Consider the following 23,444-nt stretch of genomic DNA (forward strand, 5'->3'; position numbering starts at 1 on the left):
GCTATTCGGTGGTGTCCTGTTCCCCGGACAATTGCGCCTCGGTCGCGGCCATCAGTGCCGCGGCCGAGCAACCCAGCCCCTTCGCGATCCGCAGGATCAACACCAGCGTGGGCATGTGCTCGCCGCGCTCGATCTTGCCCATGTGCGACCGGGCGATGCCCGCCTGTTCCGCAAGCACCTCCTGGGCAAGCCCCTGCGCGGTCCGTACCTCGCGCACGGCAACGCCGAAAGCGCGCGCTGGCTCGCTTTCATAGGTTCTTGTCCCTGCGGGTCTCCCGCGTTGCACCGATCGCTTCTGCATCAACAGAAGCGTCACGCGCAAAGCGAATCTAAACCACGTTAAACTTATCTCATTGACTGGTCGCGCCCGGTTTTTCCCAGTGTCGGCGTTGTGCAGGTGACACGATGATCGCTCCCGATCCCTTGAACATTGCCCTGTCGGACTGCCTGGCCTATCCCCGGTTGTCGGTGCCGATGGCGGAACATCGTCGGCGCCATCCGGACCACCCCATTCGCCTTCATGAAGAACGCCTGGAGGATCTGCATCGAGGAGTGCTCGCGGGGGCTTTCGAAGCGGGCCTCTGCCAATCGCCCACAACCCCTGAAGGCATCGATGCCCGCCCCGTCTGGCGCGATGCGCTGGCCCTGGCCGTGTCGGCCCATCACCCCTTGCTGGCCTTCGCGTCAGTGTCCCTGGAGCAGGCGGCCGACTACCCTTGGATCGCCCTGGATGGCCGCGACTGTGTCGGCTACTGCGAGCAGATCGACTCATTGCTGACGGCGGCCGGCGTCGTCCCCTCAGCGATCATGAAGGCCACATCGTTCGGGTTGATGATGACCTTGGTGGCCGCCGGCTACGGCGTCTGCCTCGCACCCGTCGCCCGCATCAAGGGCCATCGTTCCCTCGGCGTTTTCCAGCGTCCGTTGCAAGAGGGAGCGCTGACGCTCACCACGTATTTCCTGAGCCGTCGAAATACGGACAGCCCCCGCCTGTAGCCGTTCTTCCAAGCACTCCAGGCAAGCGCCTGACCGAACTTCGACGCGACCCTGGCTTCATCAGACTCCAGGCGTCGCTTCGGCGGCATCGGCAGCGACGGCTTCGCGCACCAGCCGCTGCACGCTTTGCCGGACCTGCTCAGGGAACTCGGTCGTCACGACTGGCTCGCTCGCCTGCATGCACTGTGCGACCACCAACCGCGCGGCAAGGTGCAGGTTCGTTGGATTGACGGCTTCGATGGCCGGCAGTGTCCCGAGAGCCTCGTACGAGCGCAGAAGAGCGTGGTAGATGTCCCAGGTGTCGATACCCCGTGGCAGTTGCTTCAGGACGGACTGGACCAGCCTGCGCTTGAGCGGATCGAGTTGCCAGTCCGGCACCCGCTGCCCGCGATGCCCCATGTGGATCGACAGCAGGTTGCCGGCCTGGATCTCGTAGGTGATCCAGCGGCGCGACTTGCCCGCGAGCTTGGCGTAGTCCGCCACCGAGAGGTTATGTGGTGCCTCGAAGGTCTCCAGCACTTGCAGGCGTTCGCGCTGCGCCTCCGACAGGCGCGGCCGAGCGTACTCTGGCATGCGCACGGCCGACAGCCGCTGCACCGATGCCGGCGCTTCAAGTTGGTCGGGCGTTGGCGCGATCACGACCAGTTGCGGCGCGGTGAGGTCGACCACCGGCGGCTGCACGGCCGCCTGGCCGGCGATGGTCGGCAGGCCCTGAAGCGTGATGGTCAGATGCCGGCTGGCAACCTCGACCTGGTTCTGCTCGAACAGGTCCAGGCGATCGGCCCAGTCCTGCATCATGACGCGGCGCTGCTCGACGTATTCGGCATGGTTGTAGGTCGCGCTGATCCTGTCTGGATCGGCATGCGAGAGTTGGGCGTCCACCCACTTCTTCGGGTAGCCGAGTTCGTTCAGCGCCGTCGAGATCGTTGCCCGGATGCCATGCCCCGTGAGCTGGTCCTCGTAGCCCATGCGCTTGAGCGCGGCGTTGAGCGTGTTCTCGCTGATCGGGTTCTTCAGGCACCAGTCGCCGGGGATGAGATAAACCTGGGCCGGCTTGAAGTTGTCGAGCAGGTGGCGAACGATCTCCTGCGCCTGCACCGACAGCGGCACGATGTAGGGTGGGATGTCGATCAGGCGCTTGCGCTTCTTCCTGGTGAGCAGCTTGCGCTGCTTGAGCCTGGCTACGGGGATGATCCACAGGCCCCGGTCGAGATCGAACTGATCGGGCGTGGCGAAGCGCAACTCGCCAGTGCACACACCGGTGAGCATCAGCAGCCGCAAGCCCAATTGCGTGTTCAGGCGACCGCGGTACTTGCGCAGCGTCTGCAGCATGACCGGCAACTCGTGCATGCGCAGGAACGGGTTGTGTTCGACCGGCGGCAAGGGCAGTGCGACCACTTCCAGGTCCCTGGACGGGTTCTCGCCCATGTTGGGAATCGCCACCGTGGCGTAGGTGAACAACTGGGTAAACCAGGTCCGCAGCTTCTCGGCCACCGACAGCGAGCCGCGCTTTTCCACCTTGCCGATGATGTCCAGCAGGTGCGCACGGGTGATCTCGTAGATGGTCAGGTGCCGCAGCGACGGAAACACGTCTTTCTTGAAGACGCGCCCGATCTGCTCCAGGCTGGTCTGCCGTCCTTCCTCCAGCGAGAGACGGCGATGGGCCAGCCATTGCTCGTAGACGGCCATGAAGGTGTGCTCGCCGGCCAGGACGATCGCGTGCCGCTTGCGCTTGCGTTCGCTGTGGGGATTGACGCCCTTGGCGAGCAGCGAGCGGGCTTCATCGCGCAGCGCGCGGGCGTCCTTCAGGGAAAGCGCCGGGTAGTTACCGAGGGTGATGCGCTCGCGCTTGCCAAACCACGAATAGCGGAAGTGCCAGGCCTTGGTGCCGATGGCGGAAACGTAGAGATAGAGGCCGTCGAAGTCGGCCAGCGCGTATGGCTTGCCGGTGCACTTGGCCTGCCGTGCCATGAGGTCCGAAAGCATGATCCCAACTCCTTGAAAGCGAGTTGAGTGCCATGTTTCCCATCGGGTCCCGGCTCCTCCAGCAACAATGCGGCAAGGGAAGCTCGCGCATTGTTTGGGCCACTTTTTGTACCAGTTTGGACCGGCTGTCAGTGGATTTGGCTGGACGTCACTGGATCGAATATCCTGAAAAAATCGAACCGTGACAATGACTTGCAACACTCCATGGACGTCCTTGGAACGCCCTGGAAAGTTGAAGTGGAGCGGGTGATGGGAATCGAACCCACGCTATCGGCTTGGGAAGCCGAAGTTCTACCATTGAACTACACCCGCCCTGGGAGGTGGCGATTTTACGTGCCGGAGGCGGCTTGAATCAAGCCGCAGCGGGATCGGGCCAGTCCCGCTCCGGCCGCCCGGCGCCGCCCATCATGGTGTTGGCGCCTTGCCGATGGGATGGTGCTTGGCCCACTCGCTGGCCAGCCGCTGGCCTTCGGCCAGTTGCGCGGGCGTCAGTCCGGCCGCGACCCGGTCACGGTTGGCAACGAACTCTGGCGCGCCCGACACCGCGGCGAGATTGAACCATTTGTAGGCCTCCAGCTGATTCTGCGGCATGCCATGCCCGGCCAGGCTGAGCCCGCCGAGTCCGTCCATGGCCGAGACATTACCTTGCTCGGCAGCCTTCAGGTACCAGCGGGCCGCCTCGGTGTAGCTCTGAGCGATGCCCTTGCCATGCTCGTAGCGGTAGCCCATGTAGTACTGGGCATCGGGCAGGCCCTGCCCGGCGGCTTTCATGTACCAGCGGGTCGCCTCGTTCCGGTCCTGGGCAACGCCCTGGCCGCGGCCGTAGAACTGGCCCACCTTAAACTGCGCCTCGGCATAGCCGCTGTCCGCCGCCGCCCGGTACCAGCGCAAGGCATCGGTCAGGCTGACCGGCACGCCCACCCCGCGTTCGTAGAGACCGGCCAGGATGTACTGCGACCTGACATCGCCCTTCTCCGCGGCCTTGGTGCACCAATAGAGCGTGTCCACCGCGGGGCCGCCGGGTTTGGCGGGAGTCTGCATCTTCAGCCTGCCGATTGCCCGCAGGCTGTCCGAACACTGGCTGGCTTCGCTGCCGGCGTTCGCCGGCGCCGCTGCCGGGGGAGTATTGAGGCCCAGGGGATCGGAAGGCAGTCCGGTACAGGCGGAACAGGCCATCAGCGGAAGCAGCAGGGTGCGCTTGAGGATTTGCATGTCGATGGATCGGGTGGGCAATGTCGGGACAGTTCGGGATTGTAAGCGATGCAGGATGGCGTCGCGTACAGGCAACGAGGTCCGGACTCAGTCGGGCCCGACGCGATCGACCAGGCCTGCCTCGCAATTGCCTTGCCGGGGCGCCGCGCGGTCCAGGGTCTCCCACAGGTGCGGCGCCGCCGTCGATGGCTGGCGCAAGGCGATGCGGATTTCGCTGACCAGCCGGCGATCCCCGTCGGCCTCGCAGTGCAACCCCAACGCCGCGCCGGTTCCGGCACCGAAGCCCTGCTCGAAGGCGGCGCGCAATTCCGCAAGGCTCACACGCTGCCCGCGTCGCGCCGCCACCAGATCCCGCACGGGGGAACGATTGACCTGATCGACCAGCGCCAATGCCGTCCGGAAGTAGGTTTCGGCGTCGCTGCCATAGCAGCTGCCATGCCTGACCCACTCGTGCCGATCCAGCCCCGAGGCCACGCCGGGCATCCGTTCCTCCAGCCGCTGGCGGGTCTCGGGTTGCAGCGCCACCGGGGGCAGGGCCTGCCAGCGGTGGTGCTCGTCCAGCATCCGGAGCGTCGCCGGTATCCGGCAGTACTCGCGGCCAAGGGGCTGCGGCCAGAGGCCGTGCAGGCTGAAATGCGCGGCGTCATGACGTTCGGGCGTCTGGGTGCGGCATTCGGTTTTCTCGGGCCGAATCTCGCAGAAGGCCGGCTGCCAGCTCAGCGCCAGCAGCAACCAGCTCTGCTCGGAGGTCTGCCCGGATGGCGCCTCCGGGCTGGCGGCAACGCCCGGCTGCCAGTCGCCGCAGCCCATGGCCACCCAGCGGGTTTCCGGCCGGGCGCCGGGGATGCGAACCTGCACGAATTCGCCACCCGGACGATTGAAGCCGAGCATCGCGTAATGTTCACCGGGACGGATGGCAACCTCATCCGCCGGACCGCGGATGCCGCGTGTGGCGGCACAGGCCTGCCGGGCCAGGAATTGCCCCTGAGCGGGTTCGAAGGCCGGCGCAGCCGGCGTGCCGGCCAGCAGCAGGCCGGCAAGTGCCGATCGGTGGACGCGCGGTCGGACGATGGCCATCCCCGGCGGAACGGCTCAGCCGATCAGCCGCAAACCGGACGGCAGCGACTCGCCCACCATGCGCTGCTCGTCGGCCTCGCTGAGCGCCTGCACCTCGGCCACCAGGGACACCCAGGACTCGGGCGCCCGACCGGCACGCAACGCCTCGATCACGCGCGCCCTGAGCGCGGCATCGATGTCGCGCTCGCGGTCGCCGCTCCTGCGCGCCAGCAAGGTGGCGGCGAAGGCGGCCGGCGGCTCCCGGCGGAAATCGCGTTGCAGCACCCGCTCCAGCCAGGCCTCGATGGTGGCCCTGGGCACCACGGCATGCGGACTGCCGTACCACGGCACCCGCCCGCCGATCCGGCCCAGCGCCCACCAGCAGGCATCCGGTTCGCCCGGCCTGGCGAGACGCTCCAGAAGCCAGCCGCCCACCGTCGACTTGGTCTCCGCCGGCAGGCGTTCCAGGATCGCCACCAGGCGAACCATGTCCTCATAGGAGCGTTTCTTGCCTAGGGTGGCGGTATTGCCGCGCTTTGCGGTTTCCGGGTTGAGGTAGGGCGCGATGTCGTCCAGCAGGATCAGCTGCCGGGCCTCGTCGAGTCCGCCGGCCACACGCCGCCAGAGTGTCCACCATGCCGACCAGTTGCGGGTTTCGTTGACGAATTGCAGGCCCTGCCCGTAAATGGCGAACAGCTGGTCGCTGCGCCAGTCATCCAGCGGATAGCCAAACCCCGGCCGCAGGCAATAGCCGGCCAGGCTGAACCAGACCCGCTCGTGATCGGGACTACGGCGACGGTGCGGCAGGCCATCCAGCAGGACGGCGAACAGATCGCGCAGCAGTGGCGTCCCCCAGCCGTCGCGCGGCCCCAGTATCTTCTCCAGCCGCGCCCGCAAGCCCTTGACGGCCTTGGGGTCGGTCGCCTTGCTCTTCCTGCCGTATACCTCGCGAATCGCCGCCACCGCCGGCTCCAGCCGCGGGTGCTGCGAGGTGAGATCGGCCGACACGACCGGCGAGCGGCCGCGCAGCTGGAACTCGATGCGCCAGCGTTGGGCCGGGTCATCGAGCGCGACGCACTGGAGATCCAGCGTGCCCAGCTCGCTGAGGGACGCCGCCACCCGGACGGCACGCTCCCGCGGCCCCGCCGGATCGTCGGCGGCCAGGGCAACCGCCAGCGGCGGAAGTGTCTGCAGGTGCTCGTCGTCGGCCAGCACCACGGCGCCGGCCTCGGGGCGCGCGTCGTCGCGGGCCACCAGCAGGGTGAAGCGGACCGGCGCCCCCAGCGTCAGCAGAAAGCCGCGATCGGTCAGCACGATCTCGTGACCCTCCTCGGTGCCGCGTGGCAGGATGCAGACCGTCTGCGGCCGACCGTCGGCAGCCGCATCGACGGCGAGGAAATAGCTGCGCGCGGCGCCGCCGCCGATGCGCTGCACGGCATGGCCGCGACGCGCCAGCCCGTAGGCCACGGCGCCGAACGCCACCGCCTGCTCGGGCCGGTCGTTGGCCAGGCACAGCGGCTCCCGCCGGCCCCAGGTGCGCAGCTGCTCGATGAGCCGCCTGACCACCAGCGGGCTGCGGAAGACGCCGCCATTCAGCAGCAGGGCATCGGGAACCGGTATGTCGGCCGCGCTGCCCAGCGCCTCGCGGGCCGCATGACGGTGTTCGCCGAGGAAGGCGGCCAGATGCCGGGTGACGGCGGGATCGGCCACATAGGGCAGGCCGAATTCGACGACGCCGCTGCGCTTGCGCTCGGGCTGCTCGCCCAGGCCGACGAGCGGGAAGAAACCGTCCAGGACCAGCGCCTGTACCGCCTCGCGGCGGAGTTCGGCGGATCGAGCCGAGCCGATCAGGCGGCTGCCACTGCCCAGCAGGGTGACAGTGACAGCCTCCGGGGCGTCGCCGGCCAGCAGGCGCTCCTTGGCCAGGCGGCACTGTTCGACCAGCTGCGACAGCTCGCCGGCGGAGAACCTGCCCTCCTCGCCCAGCAGCTGCCGCTCGACCTGGTGCGCCAGTGCCAGATCGATGTTGTCGCCACCGAGCATGAGATGGTTGCCGACCGCGATGCGGTTCAGCTGCGGGACGGATGGGCCGGGACTGACGCTGATCAGGGTCAGGTCCAGGGTGCCGCCGCCGATATCGACGACCAGCAGCAGGCTGGCCGCCGCCAGCTGCGCCTGCAACCGGTGCCGATGCTCCCAGAGCCAGTCGTAGCAAACCGCCTGGGGCTCCTCCAGCAGCCTCACGCGCGGCAGGCCGGCCAGACGCGCGGCTTCCAGCGTCAGGGTCCGGGCCGACTCGTCGAAGGACGCCGGCACCGTGATCACCAGCGCCTGCCGCGCGAGCGGCGCGTCGGGATGGCTGGCGTCCCAGGCCGCGCGGACATGGGCCAGGTAGCTGGCACTGGCGTCGACCGGCGATATCCGGGGCACGCCATCCGCCGCTCCCCAGGGCAGAATCGGCGCCGCACGATCGGCGGCGGGATGCGACAGCCAGCTCTTGGCGCTGGCGATCAGCCGGCCGGGCGTGCGGGCGCCGAGCCGCCGGGCCAGCTCGCCGACGACGGGCCGATGATCCGCCGCCGCCCCGGTGGGCCAGGGCAAGGCCAGATCGCTGGCCGGCAGCTCATCCGGCGCAGCGTGATAGCGGACGGAGGGCAGCAGTGGCAGGGCCGCGATCTCGCCGGGCCGGACGAGCTGCTCGATGGCGAAGGCGCCGATCGCCGGATCCGCCTCCCCGTCCGTCAGCGGACAGGCGGCGACCACGGTGTGGGTCGTGCCAAGATCGATGCCGACCAGCCAGGCGGGGTCGTCCTGAGGCGCCATGATGCCGCTCGCTCCGGGGGCGGGACTCAGGCCACCGCCTCGGTGGCGGATTCGCCCTCGGCGCGGACGTCGAACTCGACCTTCCAGCGCTGCCCGCCGGTCTTGGCCACCGCCTCCAGCTGCAGGGTGCCGACTTCCGTCACGCGCGCGGCCAGTTGCACCGGCACGATGTCGCCAGGACGGTGCTGCTCGGCCGACAGCACCACCTCGATTTCCGGCAGTTCCTCCAGCTCGCCCTCGGGCCACCAGTCCAGGCGGGTGCCGACGACATCGTCGCGGCGGACGGTGGAGGCATAGAAGCGGAAATGCACCGGCTCGCCGACGACGACGCCGAACTCGTAGGGCGGCAGGTCGGCCTCGGTGCCCTCCTCCATGCCGAACGGTGCGATGCACAGCGCCTCCAGCGGCGGCGGGAAGCCGGGCACGGCCGGCATGGCGCTCTCGACGCCGACATAGTAGGCCGCCGCCGTGCCGCCGCGAATGCGGACGCCACGACCCCGGCGGACACAACCATAGAAGGCGGCGCCGCGCGACACGGCAAGATCCAGATCGCCGCCTTGCAGCAACCGGACAGCCGGAGCGGCATCCTCGGCCAGCCAGCCGTTCAGCACCTCCAGCAGGCGACCGGACAGCACGGCCGACTTGAACACGCCGCCATTCAGCAGCACGGCGGTGGGATGCAGGAAGCTGGCATTGCCGTCCGGCTCGAAGCCGGCCAGCTCCCGGGTCGCGCCCAGCTGGCGGCTGAGGAAGGCGGCCAGATGCGCGGTGACACGGGCGTCCTGGGCATAGGGCAAACCCAGCGCGGTAAGGCCGGTGCGCGCCTGCGCGACGGGATGATCGCCCAGTTCCACCGGCGGGAAGAATCCCTCGACCAGGGCCTGGTTGACTTCCTCGCGGGTCAGGCTGGTGCGCAGGGCACCGCCGATGAGCGAGGATCCCCGGCTGGGCACGACGATGGCGACCTCGTCCGGTGCCTCGTCCGACAGCAGGGCCTCCTTGGCGTCCCGGCAGGCATGGGTCAGCGCCTGCAACTGCCAGGGCTCCAGGCGCTTGCCTTCAGCCTGCAACTTGCCGCGGAGCACATAGGCAAGCGCCAGATCCATGTTGTCCCCGCCCAGCAGGATATGGTCGCCGATGGCGATACGGTTCAGGCTGAGGTTGCCGTCATCCTCCGTCACGGCGATCAGCGACAGGTCGGTGGTGCCGCCGCCGACGTCAACGACCAGGATGACCTCGCCGGGCTTGACCTGCTCGCGCCAGCCGCCGGCGCTGGCCTGAATCCAGCTATACAGCGCCGACTGCGGCTCCTCCAGCAACACCGCCTGGTTGAGACCGATGGTGCGGGCCGCCTCGGCCGTCAGTTCGCGGGCAGCCGGGTCGAACGAGGCCGGCACGGTGATCACCATATCCTGTTCCGCCAGCGGCGCGTCGGGGAAGGCCTGATCCCAGGCATCGCGCATGTGCCGGAGGTAGGCGATGGAAGCGTCCAGGGGCGACACGCGCGGGACCTCTTCCGGCGACTGCAACGGCAGCAGGGCCGAGCGGCAATCGACCCCGGCGTGCGACAGCCAGCTCTTGGCGCTGGCCACCAGCCGGATCGGCGTCTTGCTGCCGAGCTGGCGCGCCAGTTCGCCGATGACATGCTCGGGCTGACTGTCCCAAGGCAGAACCCTGTCGGACGCTGCCAGTTCGGCCTCGTGCGGCAGATAGAGGAAGGACGGCAGCTGCTTTTTTTCATCGATGACGCCGGGCGCGGTGAGCTGCGGGAGGTCCAGGACCGTCAGGGCCACCTGTTCGCCATCGACCTCGTCGAGGGCGGCGTAGGACACCACGCTGTGGGTGGTGCCCAGGTCGATGCCCACGGCATAGCGGATGTCTTCGCTCACAGTTCCACCTCCGCCGGCGCCAGGACGTGCGCATCATGGCCGTCGGCCAGTTTGGGCAGATTGACCCGGCTGGCACGCCAGCCGCGATGGATGAGCGCGCCGGTAAACGGCGGCTCGCCGACGATATGACCGGAGACCCGCACCGACGAGGCATCGAAGCCCTTGGGCAGGGTGACGCGGCTGCCTTCGGACTCGGTGCGCACCGGCTCCAGCTCGAAATGCTGCTTCAGCACCCGGCGGCACCCCTCGTGCACGACGCGCACGGCGGCACCGATGTCGGCATCGGCATGCCGGGCAATGTCCTCCTGCACGAAGTCGATGAAGCGCGCCTCCTGCTGCAACAGGCCAAGTAGCTGCAACGCGGCATCCGGCGTGGACTCGCGAATCACCACCGGCTTGACGGGCTCGCTGCGGGCCGGCTGGGGAGGCGGGACGGGCTGGGGCTTCGGGGCGACCGGCGGGACGGGCGCAGGGGCGGGTACGGGCAGTGGCGCCGGCTTCCGCCTCAGGGCCACGATCGCGATGATGGCGAGCAAAAGGCTCAGCAACAGCGACACGGCGGCCAGGCCGGCCAGGCCGACATGGACGACGTCCAGTGTCGCCGGTATCAGGTTGATGTCAATTTCCATTCGTTACCTCGCAGCATGAAACCGCCTTGCCTGCAGGCAAGGCGGGGTTGTGGTTCTCTCTTCGGCAGACGTGGCCGGGCAGCACCGGCCCGGGCGGTCAGGGATGGGTTTCCGAATAGCGCGCCGCCTGCGCCTGCATGACGACCCGCACCACCTGCTGGGCCGCCCGCGAGCGCTTGCTGCGGACATAGCGGTCGGAAATGGCGCCGGGCACCTTTTCGGCGTCGAAGGCGGACGTGATGGCCGTCAGCCTGGATTCGCAGTTGCGCAGGATAAGGTCCGTGACCCGACGCGAATCATCCTTGTCCTGGTAGTGCGCTCGCGTCTCGTCGTTCAGGCATTTCTGGTAGGCCTCGACGCCCTGGTTGACCTTGGCCAGGGTTGCCTCGCTCAGCGTGGTGGGCTGCCATTCCTGCTGGAGCTCGGGCTCGGCGGCTGCCCGGACGCCGGACGGCCCGGCGAGCATGAGAAGGGCTGCCAGCAGCAGCCCCGGATTCGGGATGCGTAGGGATGTCATGTCGGGAAATGTCGTCATGGTCAGGGTTGGGGGGCAATTTCGAAGACGACCAGCTCGACCTCGGCCTCGCTGACGTTCTCCGCCGTCATGACGGCGCCGCTCTCCCAGAAAACCTGGCCGGGACCGTACTCCCGCGCCAGTCCGCCCTCCTCGATCTTGACGCGGCCCTTGACCACATAGCGGGGCCCCGGTCCCTCATGGACATGCTGGGGCGTCTTGTAGCCCTTGGGCAGGGTCAAGCGGAACACGCTCGCCCTGACCTTGTTGCTCGGCAACTCGACCGACTGCTCCAGCAGGGTTTGCCGGGGCGGCATGGGCACTTCCTCGGCGCACACGGGACCGGACAACCCCAGAGCCAGCCAAGAGCTCAGCAGGATCGATGAATGACGCATGGCGTTCACCTCACGTTGGCAGCATTGAACGGGCGGAAGATTCCAGGGAAGCGGCGGAAATCTCCCGGATGTCGGGGATGTGGGCGCGCCGCTGCAGCCACATGACCCCCAGCAAATCCCAGATGCCGACCCACAGCCGATGCCAGGTGCCGTACTTGGACTGCCCGCGCAGGCGCGGACGATGATTGACCTCGACCGACTGTACCCGGGCGCCCGCGCGCTGCGCCAGGGCGGGCAGGAAACGGTGCATGTGATCGAAATAAGGCATGGCCAGAAACAGGTCGCGATCGAACAGCTTCAGGCCACAGCCGGTATCCGGGGTCGCGTCCTTCAGCAGTGCCGCGCGGATGCCATTGGCAAACCGCGAGGAAAACCGGCGCCAGCCCGTGTCCTTGCGGTGCCGGCGGTAACCGGCGATCAACGCCCAGCCGGCCGTCTGCCTGAGCGCCTGCCAGGCATCGAAAAGGGCTGGAATGTTGGCGGGATCGTTCTGGCCGTCACCGTCCAGGGTCGCGATGACCGATCCGTTCGCGGCAACGATGCCGGTCCTGAGCGCCGTGCTCTGGCCGCAGCATTGCCGATGCTGGATGACGCGCAGATGCGGAAATTCGGGCTTCAGGGCGATCAGGCGCGCCAGGGTGTCGTCGCTGCTGCCGTCATCCACAAACAGGATTTCACAAGGGCCCAGCCCTGCCACGGCGGCATCGATCTCCTCGATCAGGGGGCGGACATTGTCGGCCTCGTTGTGGACCGGCACCACGATGCTGAGTCTTTCCTGCATGCCGCTACCCCCTACCAGGCGTTGCGGTAGCGGACAATCGGTGCGGCATCCGCCCCGGCAGCCGCGACTTCGCCGATGACGGCAGCGGTCTCGCCGGCCCCCTCGAGCATGCGGAGCGCCTCGGGCACATCGCCGGGCGCCACGATCACGATCATGCCGATGCCGCAGTTGAAGGTCTTCAGCATCTCCGCTTCGGCGACACGGCCCTGCGTCTTCAGCCAGTCGAACACGGGCGGGCGCCTCCAGGCGGCAAGATCGACCTGCGCCTCGGTGCCTTTCGGCAGCACGCGGGGCAGATTCTCGGTAATGCCGCCGCCGGTGATGTGCGCCAGCGCATGCACCGGCAGCGCCTGCATCAGCCGGAGCAGACTCTTGACGTAGATCCGGGTCGGCGCCATCAGGCAATCCAGCAGGGGCCGGCCATCGATATCCGGCAGCGGTCGACCCGCGGACAGTTCCAGGATCCTGCGGATCAGGGAGTAGCCATTGGCATGCGGGCCGGAGGAAGCGAGTCCGATCAACCGGTCGCCGGCCCGGACGCGGGAGCCATCGAGAATGGCGGACTTTTCCACCACCCCGACGCAGAAGCCGGCGAGGTCGTAATCGCCCGCGGCGTACATGCCCGGCATCTCGGCCGTTTCGCCGCCGACCAGGGCGCAACCTGCCAGTTCGCAGCCGCGGCCGATGCCGCCGATGACCGCGGCGGCAACCTCGACATCCAGCTTGCCGGTGGCATAGTAGTCGAGGAAGAACAGGGGTTCGGCACCCTGGACGACGATGTCGTTGGCACACATGGCGACCAGGTCGATGCCGACGCCCGCATGTCGCCCGGACTCGATGGCCAGCTTGAGCTTGGTGCCGACCCCGTCGGTGCCGGCCACCAGCACGGGCTGCCGGTACCGGTCCAGCGGCAGTTCGAACAACGAACCGAATCCGCCGAGGCCGCCCAGCACACCGGGCACGCGGGTTCCGGCCGCCACGGGCTTGATGCGTTCAACCAGGGCGTTGCCCGCCTCGATGTCGACACCGGCGCTGCGGTAGTCCAGGGATACGTCGGTCTCGGTGGAATTCAAGCTCAGGGTCTCCGACCAGTGGAGGTTATCGCCGGCCGCCGCAGCGGGGCGAATGAACCGTGGGGTTGCATAGGAAGCTCATCGGGCAGGGTGCCGGAATGATTGTGCTATTTTACATGCCTCGCACGCTTCGACGCCTACCGGAGCCGGAATGCTGAGATTGCCAGCGCGCCACATCCCCAACCTGATCTCGATCGCTCGCATTTTCCTGGTGCTGCCGGTCGTCGAGGCATTGCTGACGCGCCAGTTCGACCGCGCGCTGGTGTGGTTCACCGTGGCCGGCCTGTCCGATGGGGTGGACGGCTTCCTGGCCCGCTATTTCGGCTGGCAGTCGCGGCTGGGCTCGTATCTCGATCCCATCGCCGACAAGCTGCTGCTGGTCTCGAGCTATCTCGGCCTGGCCTGGCTGGGCCTGATTCCCGGCTGGCTCGCAGCGCTGGTCATCGCCCGCGACGGCATCATCTTTCTGGGGGCCCTCGCCTATTACTTCCTGCTGGAGCCGTTCGACGGCCAGCCTTCCCTGCTGAGCAAGCTCAACACCTTCTGCCAGCTGCTGCTGGTCTTCGTGATTCTGGTCCAGCCCCACTGGCCGCGCCTGTCGACTGCCGGCATTCCGACGCTGGTCGGCGCCGTCACCCTGACCACCACGCTCAGCGGCCTGCTGTATGTCCTGACCTGGAGCCGCCGCTACTGGCAGCGCCGACGGCATCTCTCCGTCTGAACCATTCCGGAATCCTGAGTACCCGGGTGCCGGGTGGTGGCGGATTCTCCGGATCAAGCGGAAGCCCCCATCTGTCGCCTGTGCCCGGTGCGGGCGGGCGACGATCGTCACTGCATGGGCACGCAATAGAACGGCACGTCGCAGTCGTAATTCCGCTGGCTCTTGCGATCGTGGCAGACATCGGCTGCATCGCAGCTTCCGCCATCGAGCAGGATCATCTCCCGGGTCACCTTCCCGGTCCTGGCCTGCCCGGGGGACGGGGCAGCAACCCTGGCCACCGGTGATTCGGCGGGCTGCTGCGAGCAGCCCGCGACCACCAGGACCAACCCATAGGCGACTATCTGTTTCATGGCAGTCATCCAGCTGGTTGCGAAGGTCGGCACGAAGCCGGTTCGTTGTCCGGGCGCCGTTCCAGAAATTGGGTCTCCCCGGACATGGCGGCAGGCATGGCATGGTTCTGCTGGGCCTGAATGGCGGTGATCACCACGGTATTGATGATGTCGTCAACGGTACACCCCCGGCTCAGATCGTTGACCGGCTTGCGCAGACCCTGCAGGATGGGGCCGATGGCGATGGCGCCGGTCTCGCGTTGCACCGCCTTGTAGGTATTGTTGCCGGTATTGAGATCGGGGAAAACAAATACGGTCGCATGACCGGCCACTGCCGAGTCGGGCATCTTCAGGGCGGCAACACCCTCGTCGACGGCGGCATCGTACTGGATGGGTCCCTCCAGCGCCAGTTCCGGGCGCAGGGCATGGGCGATGCGCGCCGCCTCGCGCACCTTCTCCACCTCGGCGCCCACACCGGATTCACCGGTCGAATAGGACAGCAGGGCGACACGGGGCTCGATACCGAAGACTTGCGCCGTATCGGCCGAACTGACGGCAATCTCGGCCAGCTGCCGGGCGGTCGGATCCGGATTCACCGCGCAGTCGCCATAGACGACGACGCCATCCTCCAGGCACATGAAGAATACCGAGGAAACGATGGAAAACCCGGGACGGGTCTTGATAATCTGCAGAGCCGGACGGATCGTGTGCTGGGTCGTGTGCACGGCGCCGGAAACCATGCCGTCGGCGTCGCCATGGTAGACCATCAGGGTGCCGAAATAGGCGACATCCTGCAGGCAGTCGCGGGCGGTATCCAGCGTCATGCCCTTGTGGCGGCGCAGGCTGTAATAGGTCTGGGCGTAGGTTTCCAGCAGGGGACTGCGCGCCGGTTCGATGATGCGGACGTGCGCCAGGTCCAGATCGATCCCATGCGTCCGGACGGCCTGCTCGATCGCTTCCCGGCTGCCGAGCAGGATGATGTCGGCGATGCCGCGCGCCAGCAGGTCGGCGGTGGCCTTGAGAATGCGCGGCTCGCTGCCTTCCGGCAAGACAATGCGCTGGGGATGGCTGCGGGCCTGCTGGACCAGGTTGTAGGTGAACATGCGCGGCGTCATGCCGCCGGCAGGCAAGGCGTCGAACTGCCGCACGATGCAGTCGAGATCGGTATGTCGCTCGAACAGGGCAAGCGAACGCTGAATCTTGTCCTGATCCTCCGGCTTGATGCCGGCATGGATGCGCTCCAGCCGTGAGGCGACCGTGTAGGTATCCTCGCCGACGCTGAGAATGGGCAGCGACTCCCGCAACCCCTCGACCAGCTGGAAAACCTCCGGATCGGGCTGGATTCCGGAGGTCAGCACCAAGCCCGCCAGACGCGGATAGTTGACCGAGCGATCGGCCTCGATGATGCCCAGCAGGACATCGGCACGATCGCCGGGGGTCAGGATCAGCTGGTCGCTTTCAAGCCAGGCCAGGAGGTTCTGCAGATGCATGGCGGCAACCAGATAATCGCTGACCAGGTTGTCCAGCCGCTCGCGCCCGAACAGCACCCGCGCGCCGAGCTGCTCGGCCACCTCGCGAACCGTCGGCGCCTCCAGGACACGATCGAAGGGAAAAACCGCCACCAGCTTGCCGGCCACGCCGAGCTCATCGGTCAGACCCTGCCGCAACGGCTCGATGGCCTCGGGCTGGGCCTTGTTGAGAACCACGCCCGCCACCTGGCAGCTCTTTTCCTCGTAGGCGTCGACGGCAAGGTGGATGGCATCGATGGATTCGCGCACGGTGCGGCCGGAAGCATTGCCGACCACCAGCACCGGCGCGGCCAGGTTGCGGGCGATCAGTGCGTTGAGGTCGAACTCCAGCGCCGGGACATGGCCGAGAAAGTCGGTGCCTTCGATCAGGATGAACTCGTATTGCCGTTCGAGGCGTTTGTAGCCCTCGATGATGCGCTCGAGCACCTCATCCTCGCGGTGATTGCCGAGCCGCTCCTGAAGTGCCGGCAAATACCAGGCAAACGACTCCTCGTAGGTCTGCGGCAGGTTGAAGTGACGCAGAATCAGGTCGATGTCCTCGTCGCGGGGACCATGGACGGGCTGCTGGATAACCGGGCGGTAGAAGCAGACGCGGGTGGTCTGGCGCAGGGCCAGTTCGACCAGGCCGAGAGCGATGACAACCTTGCCGCTACCGGGTTCGGCCGTGCTGATGTAGACGGAACGGGTCATGAAGGAGGTTTCCTGTGAAGCGGGGCGCGGCAACCGCGCCTAGGCCTTGCGCCGATGCGATTCCAGCGCCTCCAGCGACTGGCGGGCGATTTCCGCCTCTTCATCCGTGGGCACGATCAGTATCCTGACGGGCGATTCCATCGCCTGGATTTCGGCCACGCCCGCCGGTGGATGGCGATTGGCTTCCGCATCGAGGCAGAAGCCCAGGTGTTCCAGCCCTCGGCAGGCATGCTCGCGCACCGGTGCCGCATGCTCGCCGATGCCACCGGTGAAGACCAGGGCGTCGAGCTGTGGCAGCTGCGCCCGATAGGCGCCGATATAGTGCCGCAGCCGATGGGCATACATCGCCAGGGCGAGATCCGCGGCCGGATCTGCCCCGGACGCGGCCAGAACGTCACGCATGTCGTTGGTGCCGGCGATTCCCTTGAGACCACTGTCGCGGTTCAGCCAGCGGGAAACCTCGGCGGCGCCCGCGCCCAGCTGCTCCTGCCAGTAAAGCAGCACGCCGGGATCGATATCGCCACAGCGGGTTCCCATCATCAGCCCGGCGAGCGGTGTCATGCCCATGGAAGTGTCGATGCTGCGACCGTTGTGGATGGCGCAGGCACTGGCGCCATTGCCGAGGTGCAGGACGATGAGGTTCAGTTCGGCACGCGGCCGGCCCCAGTGCTCTGCCAGATACCGGGTAATGTAGGCGAAGGAAGTCCCATGAAAGCCATATCGGCGGATGCCGTGCTCCCGGTACGCCGCGGAGGGAATCGCATAGCGGAAGGCCGCTTCCGGCAGCGTCTGGTGAAACGCGGTATCGAAGACGGCCACCTGCGGCACAGCCGGCCACTGCTGGCGGCAAGCCTCGATCCCGAGCAGATTGGCGGGATTGTGCAGGGGTGCCAGGACCACCGCCCGGCGGATCGCGTCAAGCACGGGCTCATCCACCACCACTGCCCGGTCGAACGCTTCGCCGCCATGCACGACACGATGGCCTACCGCTCGCAGTTCGCCGGCACCTAGGCAGCCCTCGTCCTCCAGCCTCTGCACTATTTGCCGGATGGCCTGACGATGATCCTGTATCGGAGAATCGGGCTCGCCGATGCGCTGGATCACATCGGATGCCAGCGGATGACCATCCTCGATCCGATCGCTCCGGAACAGGCGGTACTTGACGGAGGAGCTGCCGGAATTGAGCACCAGCACATTGGAGGTCATGGCATCGCCGGGGAAATATTGACAGGGGTGGAGCCTATCATTGTCCGGTGGCATCCACTATCGGGGCAGCCATCGACAGAGTGTTGCCATCGATGTGATGCGGGATTTCCCCGGTGGATACCCGAGTCTGGCAAAATGCGCGCCTTTGCCGTCGGCAGCCGGACGGTTTGCTCGCGACCGAGAGGGAGCCGCGTGCCTGCCACGGTCAGCCTTTTCACCCCCATCACAGCCAACCGCCGATTCTCCGAATGGACATCCTCCTGCTGCTCAAGGCCCTGATACTCGGGCTGGTCGAAGGCTTTACCGAATTCCTCCCGATTTCCAGCACCGGCCACCTGATCCTGGCGGGCGACCTGTTGGGGTTCAACAACGAGCGGGGGAAACTGTTCGAGATCGTCATCCAGTCGGGAGCGATCCTGGCGGTCTGCTGGGAATACCGCAGCCGTCTCTGGGGGGTGGCCAAGGGCCTGCCGGGAGAAAAATCCGCCCGGCAATTCGTCATCAACCTGGTGATTGCCTTCCTGCCGCTGGCAGTGCTCGGCCTCGCCTTCGGCAAGGCCATCAAGGCCCACCTGTTCCAGCCGATACCGGTCGCGCTGGCGTTCATCCTCGGCGCGCTGGTCATCATCTGGGCGGAGAAGCGCACGCACCGGATCCGCATCCAGTCGGTCGACGAGATGAGGGCCATGGATGCCCTCAAAATGGGCCTGGCCCAGGCATTTGCCCTCATCCCGGGGACCTCGCGCTCGGGCTCGACCATCATCGGCGGTTTGCTGTTCGGACTTTCCCGCAAGGCCGCGACCGAATTCTCATTCTTCCTGGCCATTCCCACGCTGATCGTTGCCACGCTCTATGAGCTATATAAGGAGCGGGCGCTGCTGAACCTGGACGATTTCGGCATGTGGGGGATGGGCTTCATCTCGGCCTTCGTCTCGGCTTTCGTTTGCGTGCGCTGGCTGCTGCGCTATATCGCCAGCCACGATTTCACGCTGTTTGCCTGGTATCGCATTGCCTTCGGGCTCGTCGTCATCGCCACCTGGCAGTGGGGACTGGTCGACTGGACGCAACCCTGAGCCCGGTTCGGGCCGCTTCATGCGTGCCCGGAACCGAATAAATCGTGGTAGTTTCGGGTCGTAAGCTCGGCCATGCGCTCGAGGCTCAGGCCGCGCAATTCCGCGAGGGAAGCGGCAACATAACGCACATAGGCCGGATAGTTCGGCTTTCCCCGCTTGGGAATGGGCGCCAGATAAGGGGAGTCCGTCTCGATCAGCACGCGGTCTTCCGGCAGTTTCCTGGCAATCTCGCGTAGTGACTCCGCATTCCGGAAGGTAAGTATTCCCGACAGCGAGATGTAGAAATTCAACTCTAGGGCGGCTCGTGCGGTATCCCAATCCTCGGTAAAGCAGTGCAGCACACCGCCAACGGCATCGGCACCCTCCTCCCGCAGGATCGTCAGGGTATCGAGCCGGGCCTCGCGCGTGTGGATGATCAGAGGTTTGTTGGCCGTGATCGCCGCCCGAATATGGGTTCTGAAACGCGATTGCTGGGCTCGCCTGTCCGCTTCGCCGCGAAAATAGTCGAGACCGGTTTCGCCGATCGCAACCACACGGGAGTCGCGTGCCAGTTCCACCAGTTCCTCGACGGTCGGTTCGTGACAGTTTTCCTCGTTGGGGTGCACCCCGACCGATACGGCAATTTCCCGGTGGGGTTCGACCAGTGCGCGCATGGCCGAATATTTCTCCAGCGTGATGGAAACGCAGAGCATCTGCTGCACGCCCCCGGCGACGGTCTCTGCGACACAGCGACCGAAGTCCTGGTCATAGGGGCCGAGATCCAGGCGGTCCAGATGGCAATGTGAGTCGACCAGCATAGGTTGCTCTCAATAGTATGTTGGCGGTTGGGAGAAGACTGGTTTTCCGGTCCGATAAGCAAAAAAAGCCCCCCATCTGACGATGGGAGGCTTTGGTGATCCGCGAGGATCGGGGTACCGGGACGAACCCGGCACCCACCGTACCTTACATGAAGGACGGGATCAGCGGCGCGTCGATCTGGCTGATCTGACGGTTGCCCTGTGCATCGAAGAAGAACAGCAGACCGGCGAAGCGGCTGTCCGGATCGTAGATGATGTCGGACAGACGATACACTTCCCACGCCGCGTCGGATGCGGTCACCTCAACGGTGCGGGTCTCACCCGCAGCGATCGGGCTGTTGTCGCTGACTTCCAGACCGTCTTCCGCCAGAAGGTCTTCCGGATAGCCGGTGGTGTCCTTGTAGACGTCGGAATCCAGGAAACGAACGGAGGCGGTGTAGAACTCACCCAGACGGACAGCCTTGTCACCGTTGTTGGTGATGGTCAGCTTCATGCGCATTGCACGACCCGGAACGCGGTAGGTTGCGTCTTCCACCTTGACGGCAATGGTGGACTTCTCGTCAACCGCCGGCTTCATGCCACGCATCGTGCCCGCCTGCAGCGGGATGGTGATCGGGTACTTGCTGTTGGCGGTCGACATCGCGAAGATGACGATCAGCAGGGTGGCGGCTGCGAAGCCCATGCCAATCTTGCGGTCGGTGCCGGAAACCAGTTCGTTGGCACGGCCAGCGTTGACCAGCAGGAAGCGGGGCAGGAACACCGGACGGCGGATCCAGTAGATGATCCAGGCCAGGCCGAAGGCATACCAGAAGGCGTGCCAGAAGTAGGTGTTCTCGAGGTTGTAGGTCTCAAGGTCAATGGTCTGACCGGTCAGGGTGGTGAGCGGGTTCTTGAACTCGCCCATGGAGCCTTCGATGGTGATCCACTTGCCCGGGCCGATGATCGGACCGCCGCCTTCGACGTTCATCATGGTGTGGACGTGCCAGTCACCCGGACGACGTGCCTTGAGGACGACCTTGAAGTCGTAGGTCTTGCCGATTTCCAGACGGACCGAACGCGGTACCAGCTGGCCACCAATGTAGGATTCCTTGCGGATGAACACGGGACCGGGGATACCGATGTTCAGGAACGCCGATTCCGGTGCGTCAACGGTCTCGGGCCAACCTTCGAAGACGTGGAACTTGCCGGTGATTTCGACAGTTTCGTTGACCTTGACCTTTTCCTTGGACCACTTCAGGTCGTACCAGTGGATGGTACGCATACGCATGAAGGCGGCCTGGGACTTTTCACCGTGGGCAGCGGCATTCGGGGCGTAGAAGCTGGTCGCGGCAAAGGCGGTCAGCAGGCTGACCATGGACCATTTGGCGATCCGGTCTTTGAGTAGTTTCATGGTTCTTCCTCTCTCGAGTTTTCGGGTGTACCGCGCCGGAATATGCCGGGCGGTCGTTGTCGTTCGTGGGTTCGGCCGTCTCTTAGGACTGCTTGATGAAGCGGACGTTGGCGAACCAGCGGCCTACGAAATGCCACATGAAGTAGATCAGGATGGACATGAAGGCCGAGAAGAAGGCGGATACCGGTGCGACGTCCTTACCGAAGGTACGCAGGGTGCCCTTCTCTACCATACGGATGTACTCGGGGGTGCCGGTACGTACGTAGTTGTAGCCCTGGATGTCGGCGATGGACATCAGCATGCCGTTGTATTCCACCGGTACGTGCAGCGGGGCGATGATCGGCCAGTTGCCCGGGTAGAAGATGAGGCCCCAGCCCATGGCGCCGATGATGGCGGTGAACAGGTAGCTGCCGGACAGGAGCAGTACGGTGTCGAGCAGGATCGCACCCGGGGTCAGGATCGCCGGGAAGACGAAGTTGACGGGGAAGTAGGTCCAGCCCCAGAAGTTGAAGTAGCGGTTGACCCATTCACCGAACAGCAGGGCCAGTACGCAGACGGTGGCACCCCACGGCTGACGGAAGCGCTCCCACAGGAAGTACTGGACGGCAGCCGGGAAGGTGACCAGTACGATCGGGGTGACGGTGACCCACAGACGACGGTCTTTCCAGTCGGACCAGAAGTCCCAGTCACCCATGGTGAGCATGGCGTGAATGTGGTAGGAACCACAGACGACGAAGAAGAAGACGAACAGGCCCAGCCAGTCGACGGTCCGGGACACTGACACCGCTTCGGCATGGGACCGTACGGCTGAGTTAAGTGCGCTCATGTATACCTCCAAAGGTTGCTTTTGTTGTCGTTCGGGCGGCGGTGGCCCGCCGCCCAAACCAGTGGCCGGGGCCCGTCGTCCGCAAGACCGTGGCCTTGCAGCCGGCGGGCCGCCGGTTTTCCGCTTACTTGGCGATCAGACCCTGATCAACGGCTTCACAGACAGTGTTGCCGATCAGGTTGCCGAAGCTTGCGAAAACTTGCAGCAGGACGCCTGCGATGGCCAGCGCCAGCCAGCCGAAGAAGACAAAGCCGTAGTGCAGCGGGGCGACGAACAGCTCTTCCATGAACCAGAAGGTGTGACCCCACTCGTTCAGGCCGACGTTCGGCAGAATCATGAACGGACCGACGACAGTCACCAGGTACGGCAGCGACAGACCGTCCGCGAAGAAGGGCAGACGGGTCTTGGCGTACAGGAAGGCGCCAAAGCCGGTGATGATGTAGATCGGGTAGCTCAGGTAGAACTCGATGATGTGCGACGGGGTGAAGTCGGTGTCGCGCACGATCGTCTGGTGCCAGGTGCCGTCCTGCTCGGTGAAGTACGAGGCACCCCAGTAGATGGCATTCGCATAGGCGAACAGCCAGATCAGGTGGGTCATGTTGCGACGCAGTTCTTCACGCGGCTCGACCGCGGCCAGGTTGCGGTCGCGGGTCTTCCAGATGTAGCCCCACAGGATGGAGGCGGTGACCACTTCCAGTACGATTTCGGTGTACAGGAAGTTCATCCAGTAGGTCTCGAACTCCGGTGCGAAGGAGTCCAGGCCAGCGGACCAGCCGTACACGCCTTCATACCAGCGTACCCACATGTAGAAAACAAAATAAATGGCGAACGCAAAGCTCAGCCATGCCTTGTCCAGCAACGGCTTGTCCGCCGCGCCTACACCCGCAGTTGTTACTGCCATAGTCGTTACCTCTTGTGTTTTGACTTGCGGTGCGTTGCCGCACCCTTGAGCTTCAGTCCTTCGATGTTGACGACCCCAGTCTGTCGCTGTGGCCGTACCCCGGTCCTCAGAGTGAGGCGCAGTCTACCACCCCGCCCCCGCCTGTCAATAAAAAATGCGACATTTTGTCGCACCAATTGAATTTCAACACGTTACAATTCGAAGGGCGGATACGGATGCCCGAACGGCTCCGCTCAGCCGGCTTTTTGTCAATGGCTTGTCAACCGTCGGCGATACAATACCTCGCCTGCCCCTGGTGCCGTCCCGCTTTCGTCCACATGCCGCATCTCCTCGATTTTCTGCTGGTCGCACTGATCCTGACCCCCGCAGCCCACGGCGAGGAAGCCTCGGCCATCGGGCCCCTGGCTGAATCCTGCGCGGCCTGCCATGGCGTGCATGGCGAGGGGCATGGAGTACTGCCGGCACTGCGGGGACGGTCATTCGGGGTACTGAGCAGCGTTCTGCTGGACTACAAGACAGGCCGTCGACAAGGTACCGTCATGCCGCGTATCGCGCGGGGCTACGGCGATGATGAGCTCGTGCAGCTGGCCAGGCATTTCGCCCGGCTGCCTGTGCCGGTCCATTAGTC

The 23,444-nt window shown here is 65.7% G+C and carries 22 protein-coding genes and 1 tRNA gene; 4 read left to right on the plus strand and 19 right to left on the minus strand.

Going from position 1 to position 23,444, the window contains the following annotated elements:
* Position 1: 1 nt before the first annotated feature.
* Positions 2–301, minus strand: a complete 300-nt coding sequence (locus ACH5N8_RS11465; protein WP_483281395.1) for a helix-turn-helix domain-containing protein — start codon at positions 299–301, stop codon at positions 2–4.
* A 104-nt stretch (positions 302–405) separates the two neighbouring features.
* Here ACH5N8_RS11465 and ACH5N8_RS11470 point away from each other — a divergent pair, with 104 nt between their 5' ends.
* Entirely contained in the window at positions 406–996 is a 591-nt protein-coding gene (locus tag ACH5N8_RS11470; RefSeq protein ID WP_483281396.1) for a LysR family substrate-binding domain-containing protein, read from the plus strand.
* 60 nt (positions 997–1,056) lie between these two features.
* Here the strand turns inward: ACH5N8_RS11470 and ACH5N8_RS11475 are convergent, their stop codons facing one another.
* The 11 genes from ACH5N8_RS11475 to purM all read right to left on the minus strand — a co-directional run bounded on the left by ACH5N8_RS11475 (position 1,057) and on the right by purM (position 13,354).
* Positions 1,057–2,982, minus strand: a complete 1,926-nt coding sequence (locus tag ACH5N8_RS11475; RefSeq protein ID WP_483281397.1) for a tyrosine-type recombinase/integrase — start codon at positions 2,980–2,982, stop codon at positions 1,057–1,059.
* 238 nt (positions 2,983–3,220) lie between these two features.
* Positions 3,221–3,294, minus strand: a tRNA-Gly gene (locus tag ACH5N8_RS11480).
* Between the two features lie 93 nt (positions 3,295–3,387).
* On the minus strand, positions 3,388–4,194 hold the full coding sequence (locus ACH5N8_RS11485; protein ID WP_483281398.1) for a tetratricopeptide repeat protein: 807 nt from the start codon (positions 4,192–4,194) through the stop codon (positions 3,388–3,390).
* An 87-nt stretch (positions 4,195–4,281) separates the two neighbouring features.
* Complete coding sequence (locus ACH5N8_RS11490; protein ID WP_483281399.1) at positions 4,282–5,271, minus strand: ribonuclease T2 family protein; 990 nt, start codon at positions 5,269–5,271, stop codon at positions 4,282–4,284.
* 15 nt (positions 5,272–5,286) lie between these two features.
* A complete protein-coding gene (locus tag ACH5N8_RS11495; RefSeq protein WP_483281400.1) occupies positions 5,287–8,073 on the minus strand; it encodes an Hsp70 family protein in 2,787 nt (928 codons plus the stop codon).
* A gap of 26 nt (positions 8,074–8,099) precedes the next feature.
* Positions 8,100–9,962 carry an Hsp70 family protein gene (locus ACH5N8_RS11500; protein WP_483281401.1) on the minus strand — a complete coding sequence of 621 codons (1,863 nt, stop codon included), beginning with the start codon at positions 9,960–9,962 and terminating at the stop codon, positions 8,100–8,102.
* A complete protein-coding gene (locus ACH5N8_RS11505) occupies positions 9,959–10,591 on the minus strand; it encodes a DUF2760 domain-containing protein (protein WP_483281402.1) in 633 nt (210 codons plus the stop codon). Before ACH5N8_RS11505 ends, ACH5N8_RS11500 begins: the two co-directional genes overlap by 4 nt.
* 97 nt (positions 10,592–10,688) lie before the next feature.
* The gene (locus ACH5N8_RS11510; RefSeq protein ID WP_483281403.1) at positions 10,689–11,108 is read right to left on the minus strand and encodes a hypothetical protein; all 420 of its coding nucleotides are present in this window, start codon (positions 11,106–11,108) and stop codon (positions 10,689–10,691) included.
* Positions 11,109–11,128: 20 nt separating this feature from the next.
* On the minus strand, positions 11,129–11,500 hold the full coding sequence (locus ACH5N8_RS11515; RefSeq protein ID WP_460026288.1) for a cupin domain-containing protein: 372 nt from the start codon (positions 11,498–11,500) through the stop codon (positions 11,129–11,131).
* 10 nt (positions 11,501–11,510) lie between these two features.
* Complete coding sequence (locus ACH5N8_RS11520) at positions 11,511–12,281, minus strand: glycosyltransferase family 2 protein (RefSeq protein ID WP_483281404.1); 771 nt, start codon at positions 12,279–12,281, stop codon at positions 11,511–11,513.
* Between the two features lie 11 nt (positions 12,282–12,292).
* Positions 12,293–13,354, minus strand: a complete 1,062-nt coding sequence (gene purM / locus ACH5N8_RS11525) for a phosphoribosylformylglycinamidine cyclo-ligase (protein ID WP_483281405.1) — start codon at positions 13,352–13,354, stop codon at positions 12,293–12,295.
* 151 nt (positions 13,355–13,505) lie between these two features.
* Here purM and ACH5N8_RS11530 point away from each other — a divergent pair, with 151 nt between their 5' ends.
* Positions 13,506–14,075 (plus strand): CDP-alcohol phosphatidyltransferase family protein, encoded by a 570-nt coding sequence (locus ACH5N8_RS11530; RefSeq protein ID WP_483281406.1) that lies wholly within the window; start codon positions 13,506–13,508, stop codon positions 14,073–14,075.
* Between the two features lie 107 nt (positions 14,076–14,182).
* Here ACH5N8_RS11530 and ACH5N8_RS11535 read toward each other — a convergent pair whose 3' ends face one another.
* From ACH5N8_RS11535 to ACH5N8_RS11545, 3 genes are read right to left on the minus strand one after another with little or no spacing between them, the layout of a single operon-like run.
* Complete coding sequence (locus tag ACH5N8_RS11535) at positions 14,183–14,425, minus strand: hypothetical protein (protein WP_460026284.1); 243 nt, start codon at positions 14,423–14,425, stop codon at positions 14,183–14,185.
* Positions 14,426–14,430: 5 nt separating this feature from the next.
* On the minus strand, positions 14,431–16,623 hold the full coding sequence (gene pta / locus ACH5N8_RS11540; RefSeq protein ID WP_483281407.1) for a phosphate acetyltransferase: 2,193 nt from the start codon (positions 16,621–16,623) through the stop codon (positions 14,431–14,433).
* A 39-nt stretch (positions 16,624–16,662) separates the two neighbouring features.
* The gene (locus ACH5N8_RS11545) at positions 16,663–17,829 is read right to left on the minus strand and encodes an acetate/propionate family kinase (protein WP_483281408.1); all 1,167 of its coding nucleotides are present in this window, start codon (positions 17,827–17,829) and stop codon (positions 16,663–16,665) included.
* Between the two features lie 248 nt (positions 17,830–18,077).
* On the opposite strand from ACH5N8_RS11545, the gene ACH5N8_RS11550 reads away from it, so the two are divergent.
* Positions 18,078–18,902 carry an undecaprenyl-diphosphate phosphatase gene (locus ACH5N8_RS11550; protein ID WP_483281409.1) on the plus strand — a complete coding sequence of 275 codons (825 nt, stop codon included), beginning with the start codon at positions 18,078–18,080 and terminating at the stop codon, positions 18,900–18,902.
* Positions 18,903–18,919: 17 nt separating this feature from the next.
* On the opposite strand, the gene ACH5N8_RS11555 is transcribed toward ACH5N8_RS11550, so the two are convergent.
* The 4 genes from ACH5N8_RS11555 to amoC all read right to left on the minus strand — a co-directional run bounded on the left by ACH5N8_RS11555 (position 18,920) and on the right by amoC (position 22,816).
* On the minus strand, positions 18,920–19,699 hold the full coding sequence (locus tag ACH5N8_RS11555) for a TatD family hydrolase (protein WP_483281410.1): 780 nt from the start codon (positions 19,697–19,699) through the stop codon (positions 18,920–18,922).
* Positions 19,700–19,844: 145 nt separating this feature from the next.
* A complete protein-coding gene (gene amoB / locus ACH5N8_RS11560; RefSeq protein ID WP_483281411.1) occupies positions 19,845–21,089 on the minus strand; it encodes a bacterial ammonia monooxygenase, subunit AmoB in 1,245 nt (414 codons plus the stop codon).
* A gap of 82 nt (positions 21,090–21,171) precedes the next feature.
* Complete coding sequence (gene amoA, locus ACH5N8_RS11565; protein ID WP_483281412.1) at positions 21,172–21,915, minus strand: bacterial ammonia monooxygenase, subunit AmoA; 744 nt, start codon at positions 21,913–21,915, stop codon at positions 21,172–21,174.
* A gap of 124 nt (positions 21,916–22,039) precedes the next feature.
* Entirely contained in the window at positions 22,040–22,816 is a 777-nt protein-coding gene (amoC, locus tag ACH5N8_RS11570) for a bacterial ammonia monooxygenase, subunit AmoC (RefSeq protein WP_483281413.1), read from the minus strand.
* A 317-nt stretch (positions 22,817–23,133) separates the two neighbouring features.
* Between amoC and ACH5N8_RS11575 the strand changes: the two genes are divergently transcribed.
* The gene (locus tag ACH5N8_RS11575) at positions 23,134–23,442 is read left to right on the plus strand and encodes a c-type cytochrome (RefSeq protein WP_483281414.1); all 309 of its coding nucleotides are present in this window, start codon (positions 23,134–23,136) and stop codon (positions 23,440–23,442) included.
* Positions 23,443–23,444: the final 2 nt, after the last annotated feature.

Source organism: Methyloparacoccus sp. NF-16, from assembly GCF_056880625.1.

What these genes read in the sequence shown, in the direction of transcription:
- ACH5N8_RS11465 (WP_483281395.1), bottom strand. Translation starts at nt 301, where the DNA reads ATGCAGAAGCGATCGGTGCAACGCGGGAGACCCGCAGGGACAAGAACC.
- ACH5N8_RS11470 (WP_483281396.1), top strand. Translation starts at nt 406, where the DNA reads ATGATCGCTCCCGATCCCTTGAACATTGCCCTGTCGGACTGCCTGGCC.
- ACH5N8_RS11475 (WP_483281397.1), bottom strand. Translation starts at nt 2,982, where the DNA reads ATGCTTTCGGACCTCATGGCACGGCAGGCCAAGTGCACCGGCAAGCCA.
- ACH5N8_RS11485 (WP_483281398.1), bottom strand. Translation starts at nt 4,194, where the DNA reads ATGCAAATCCTCAAGCGCACCCTGCTGCTTCCGCTGATGGCCTGTTCC.
- ACH5N8_RS11490 (WP_483281399.1), bottom strand. Translation starts at nt 5,271, where the DNA reads ATGGCCATCGTCCGACCGCGCGTCCACCGATCGGCACTTGCCGGCCTG.
- ACH5N8_RS11495 (WP_483281400.1), bottom strand. Translation starts at nt 8,073, where the DNA reads ATGGCGCCTCAGGACGACCCCGCCTGGCTGGTCGGCATCGATCTTGGC.
- ACH5N8_RS11505 (WP_483281402.1), bottom strand. Translation starts at nt 10,591, where the DNA reads ATGGAAATTGACATCAACCTGATACCGGCGACACTGGACGTCGTCCAT.
- ACH5N8_RS11510 (WP_483281403.1), bottom strand. Translation starts at nt 11,108, where the DNA reads ATGACATCCCTACGCATCCCGAATCCGGGGCTGCTGCTGGCAGCCCTT.
- ACH5N8_RS11515 (WP_460026288.1), bottom strand. Translation starts at nt 11,500, where the DNA reads ATGCGTCATTCATCGATCCTGCTGAGCTCTTGGCTGGCTCTGGGGTTG.
- ACH5N8_RS11520 (WP_483281404.1), bottom strand. Translation starts at nt 12,281, where the DNA reads ATGCAGGAAAGACTCAGCATCGTGGTGCCGGTCCACAACGAGGCCGAC.
- ACH5N8_RS11530 (WP_483281406.1), top strand. Translation starts at nt 13,506, where the DNA reads ATGCTGAGATTGCCAGCGCGCCACATCCCCAACCTGATCTCGATCGCT.
- ACH5N8_RS11535 (WP_460026284.1), bottom strand. Translation starts at nt 14,425, where the DNA reads ATGAAACAGATAGTCGCCTATGGGTTGGTCCTGGTGGTCGCGGGCTGC.
- pta (WP_483281407.1), bottom strand. Translation starts at nt 16,623, where the DNA reads ATGACCCGTTCCGTCTACATCAGCACGGCCGAACCCGGTAGCGGCAAG.
- ACH5N8_RS11545 (WP_483281408.1), bottom strand. Translation starts at nt 17,829, where the DNA reads ATGACCTCCAATGTGCTGGTGCTCAATTCCGGCAGCTCCTCCGTCAAG.
- ACH5N8_RS11550 (WP_483281409.1), top strand. Translation starts at nt 18,078, where the DNA reads ATGGACATCCTCCTGCTGCTCAAGGCCCTGATACTCGGGCTGGTCGAA.
- ACH5N8_RS11555 (WP_483281410.1), bottom strand. Translation starts at nt 19,699, where the DNA reads ATGCTGGTCGACTCACATTGCCATCTGGACCGCCTGGATCTCGGCCCC.
- amoB (WP_483281411.1), bottom strand. Translation starts at nt 21,089, where the DNA reads ATGAAACTACTCAAAGACCGGATCGCCAAATGGTCCATGGTCAGCCTG.
- amoA (WP_483281412.1), bottom strand. Translation starts at nt 21,915, where the DNA reads ATGAGCGCACTTAACTCAGCCGTACGGTCCCATGCCGAAGCGGTGTCA.
- amoC (WP_483281413.1), bottom strand. Translation starts at nt 22,816, where the DNA reads ATGGCAGTAACAACTGCGGGTGTAGGCGCGGCGGACAAGCCGTTGCTG.
- ACH5N8_RS11575 (WP_483281414.1), top strand. Translation starts at nt 23,134, where the DNA reads ATGCCGCATCTCCTCGATTTTCTGCTGGTCGCACTGATCCTGACCCCC.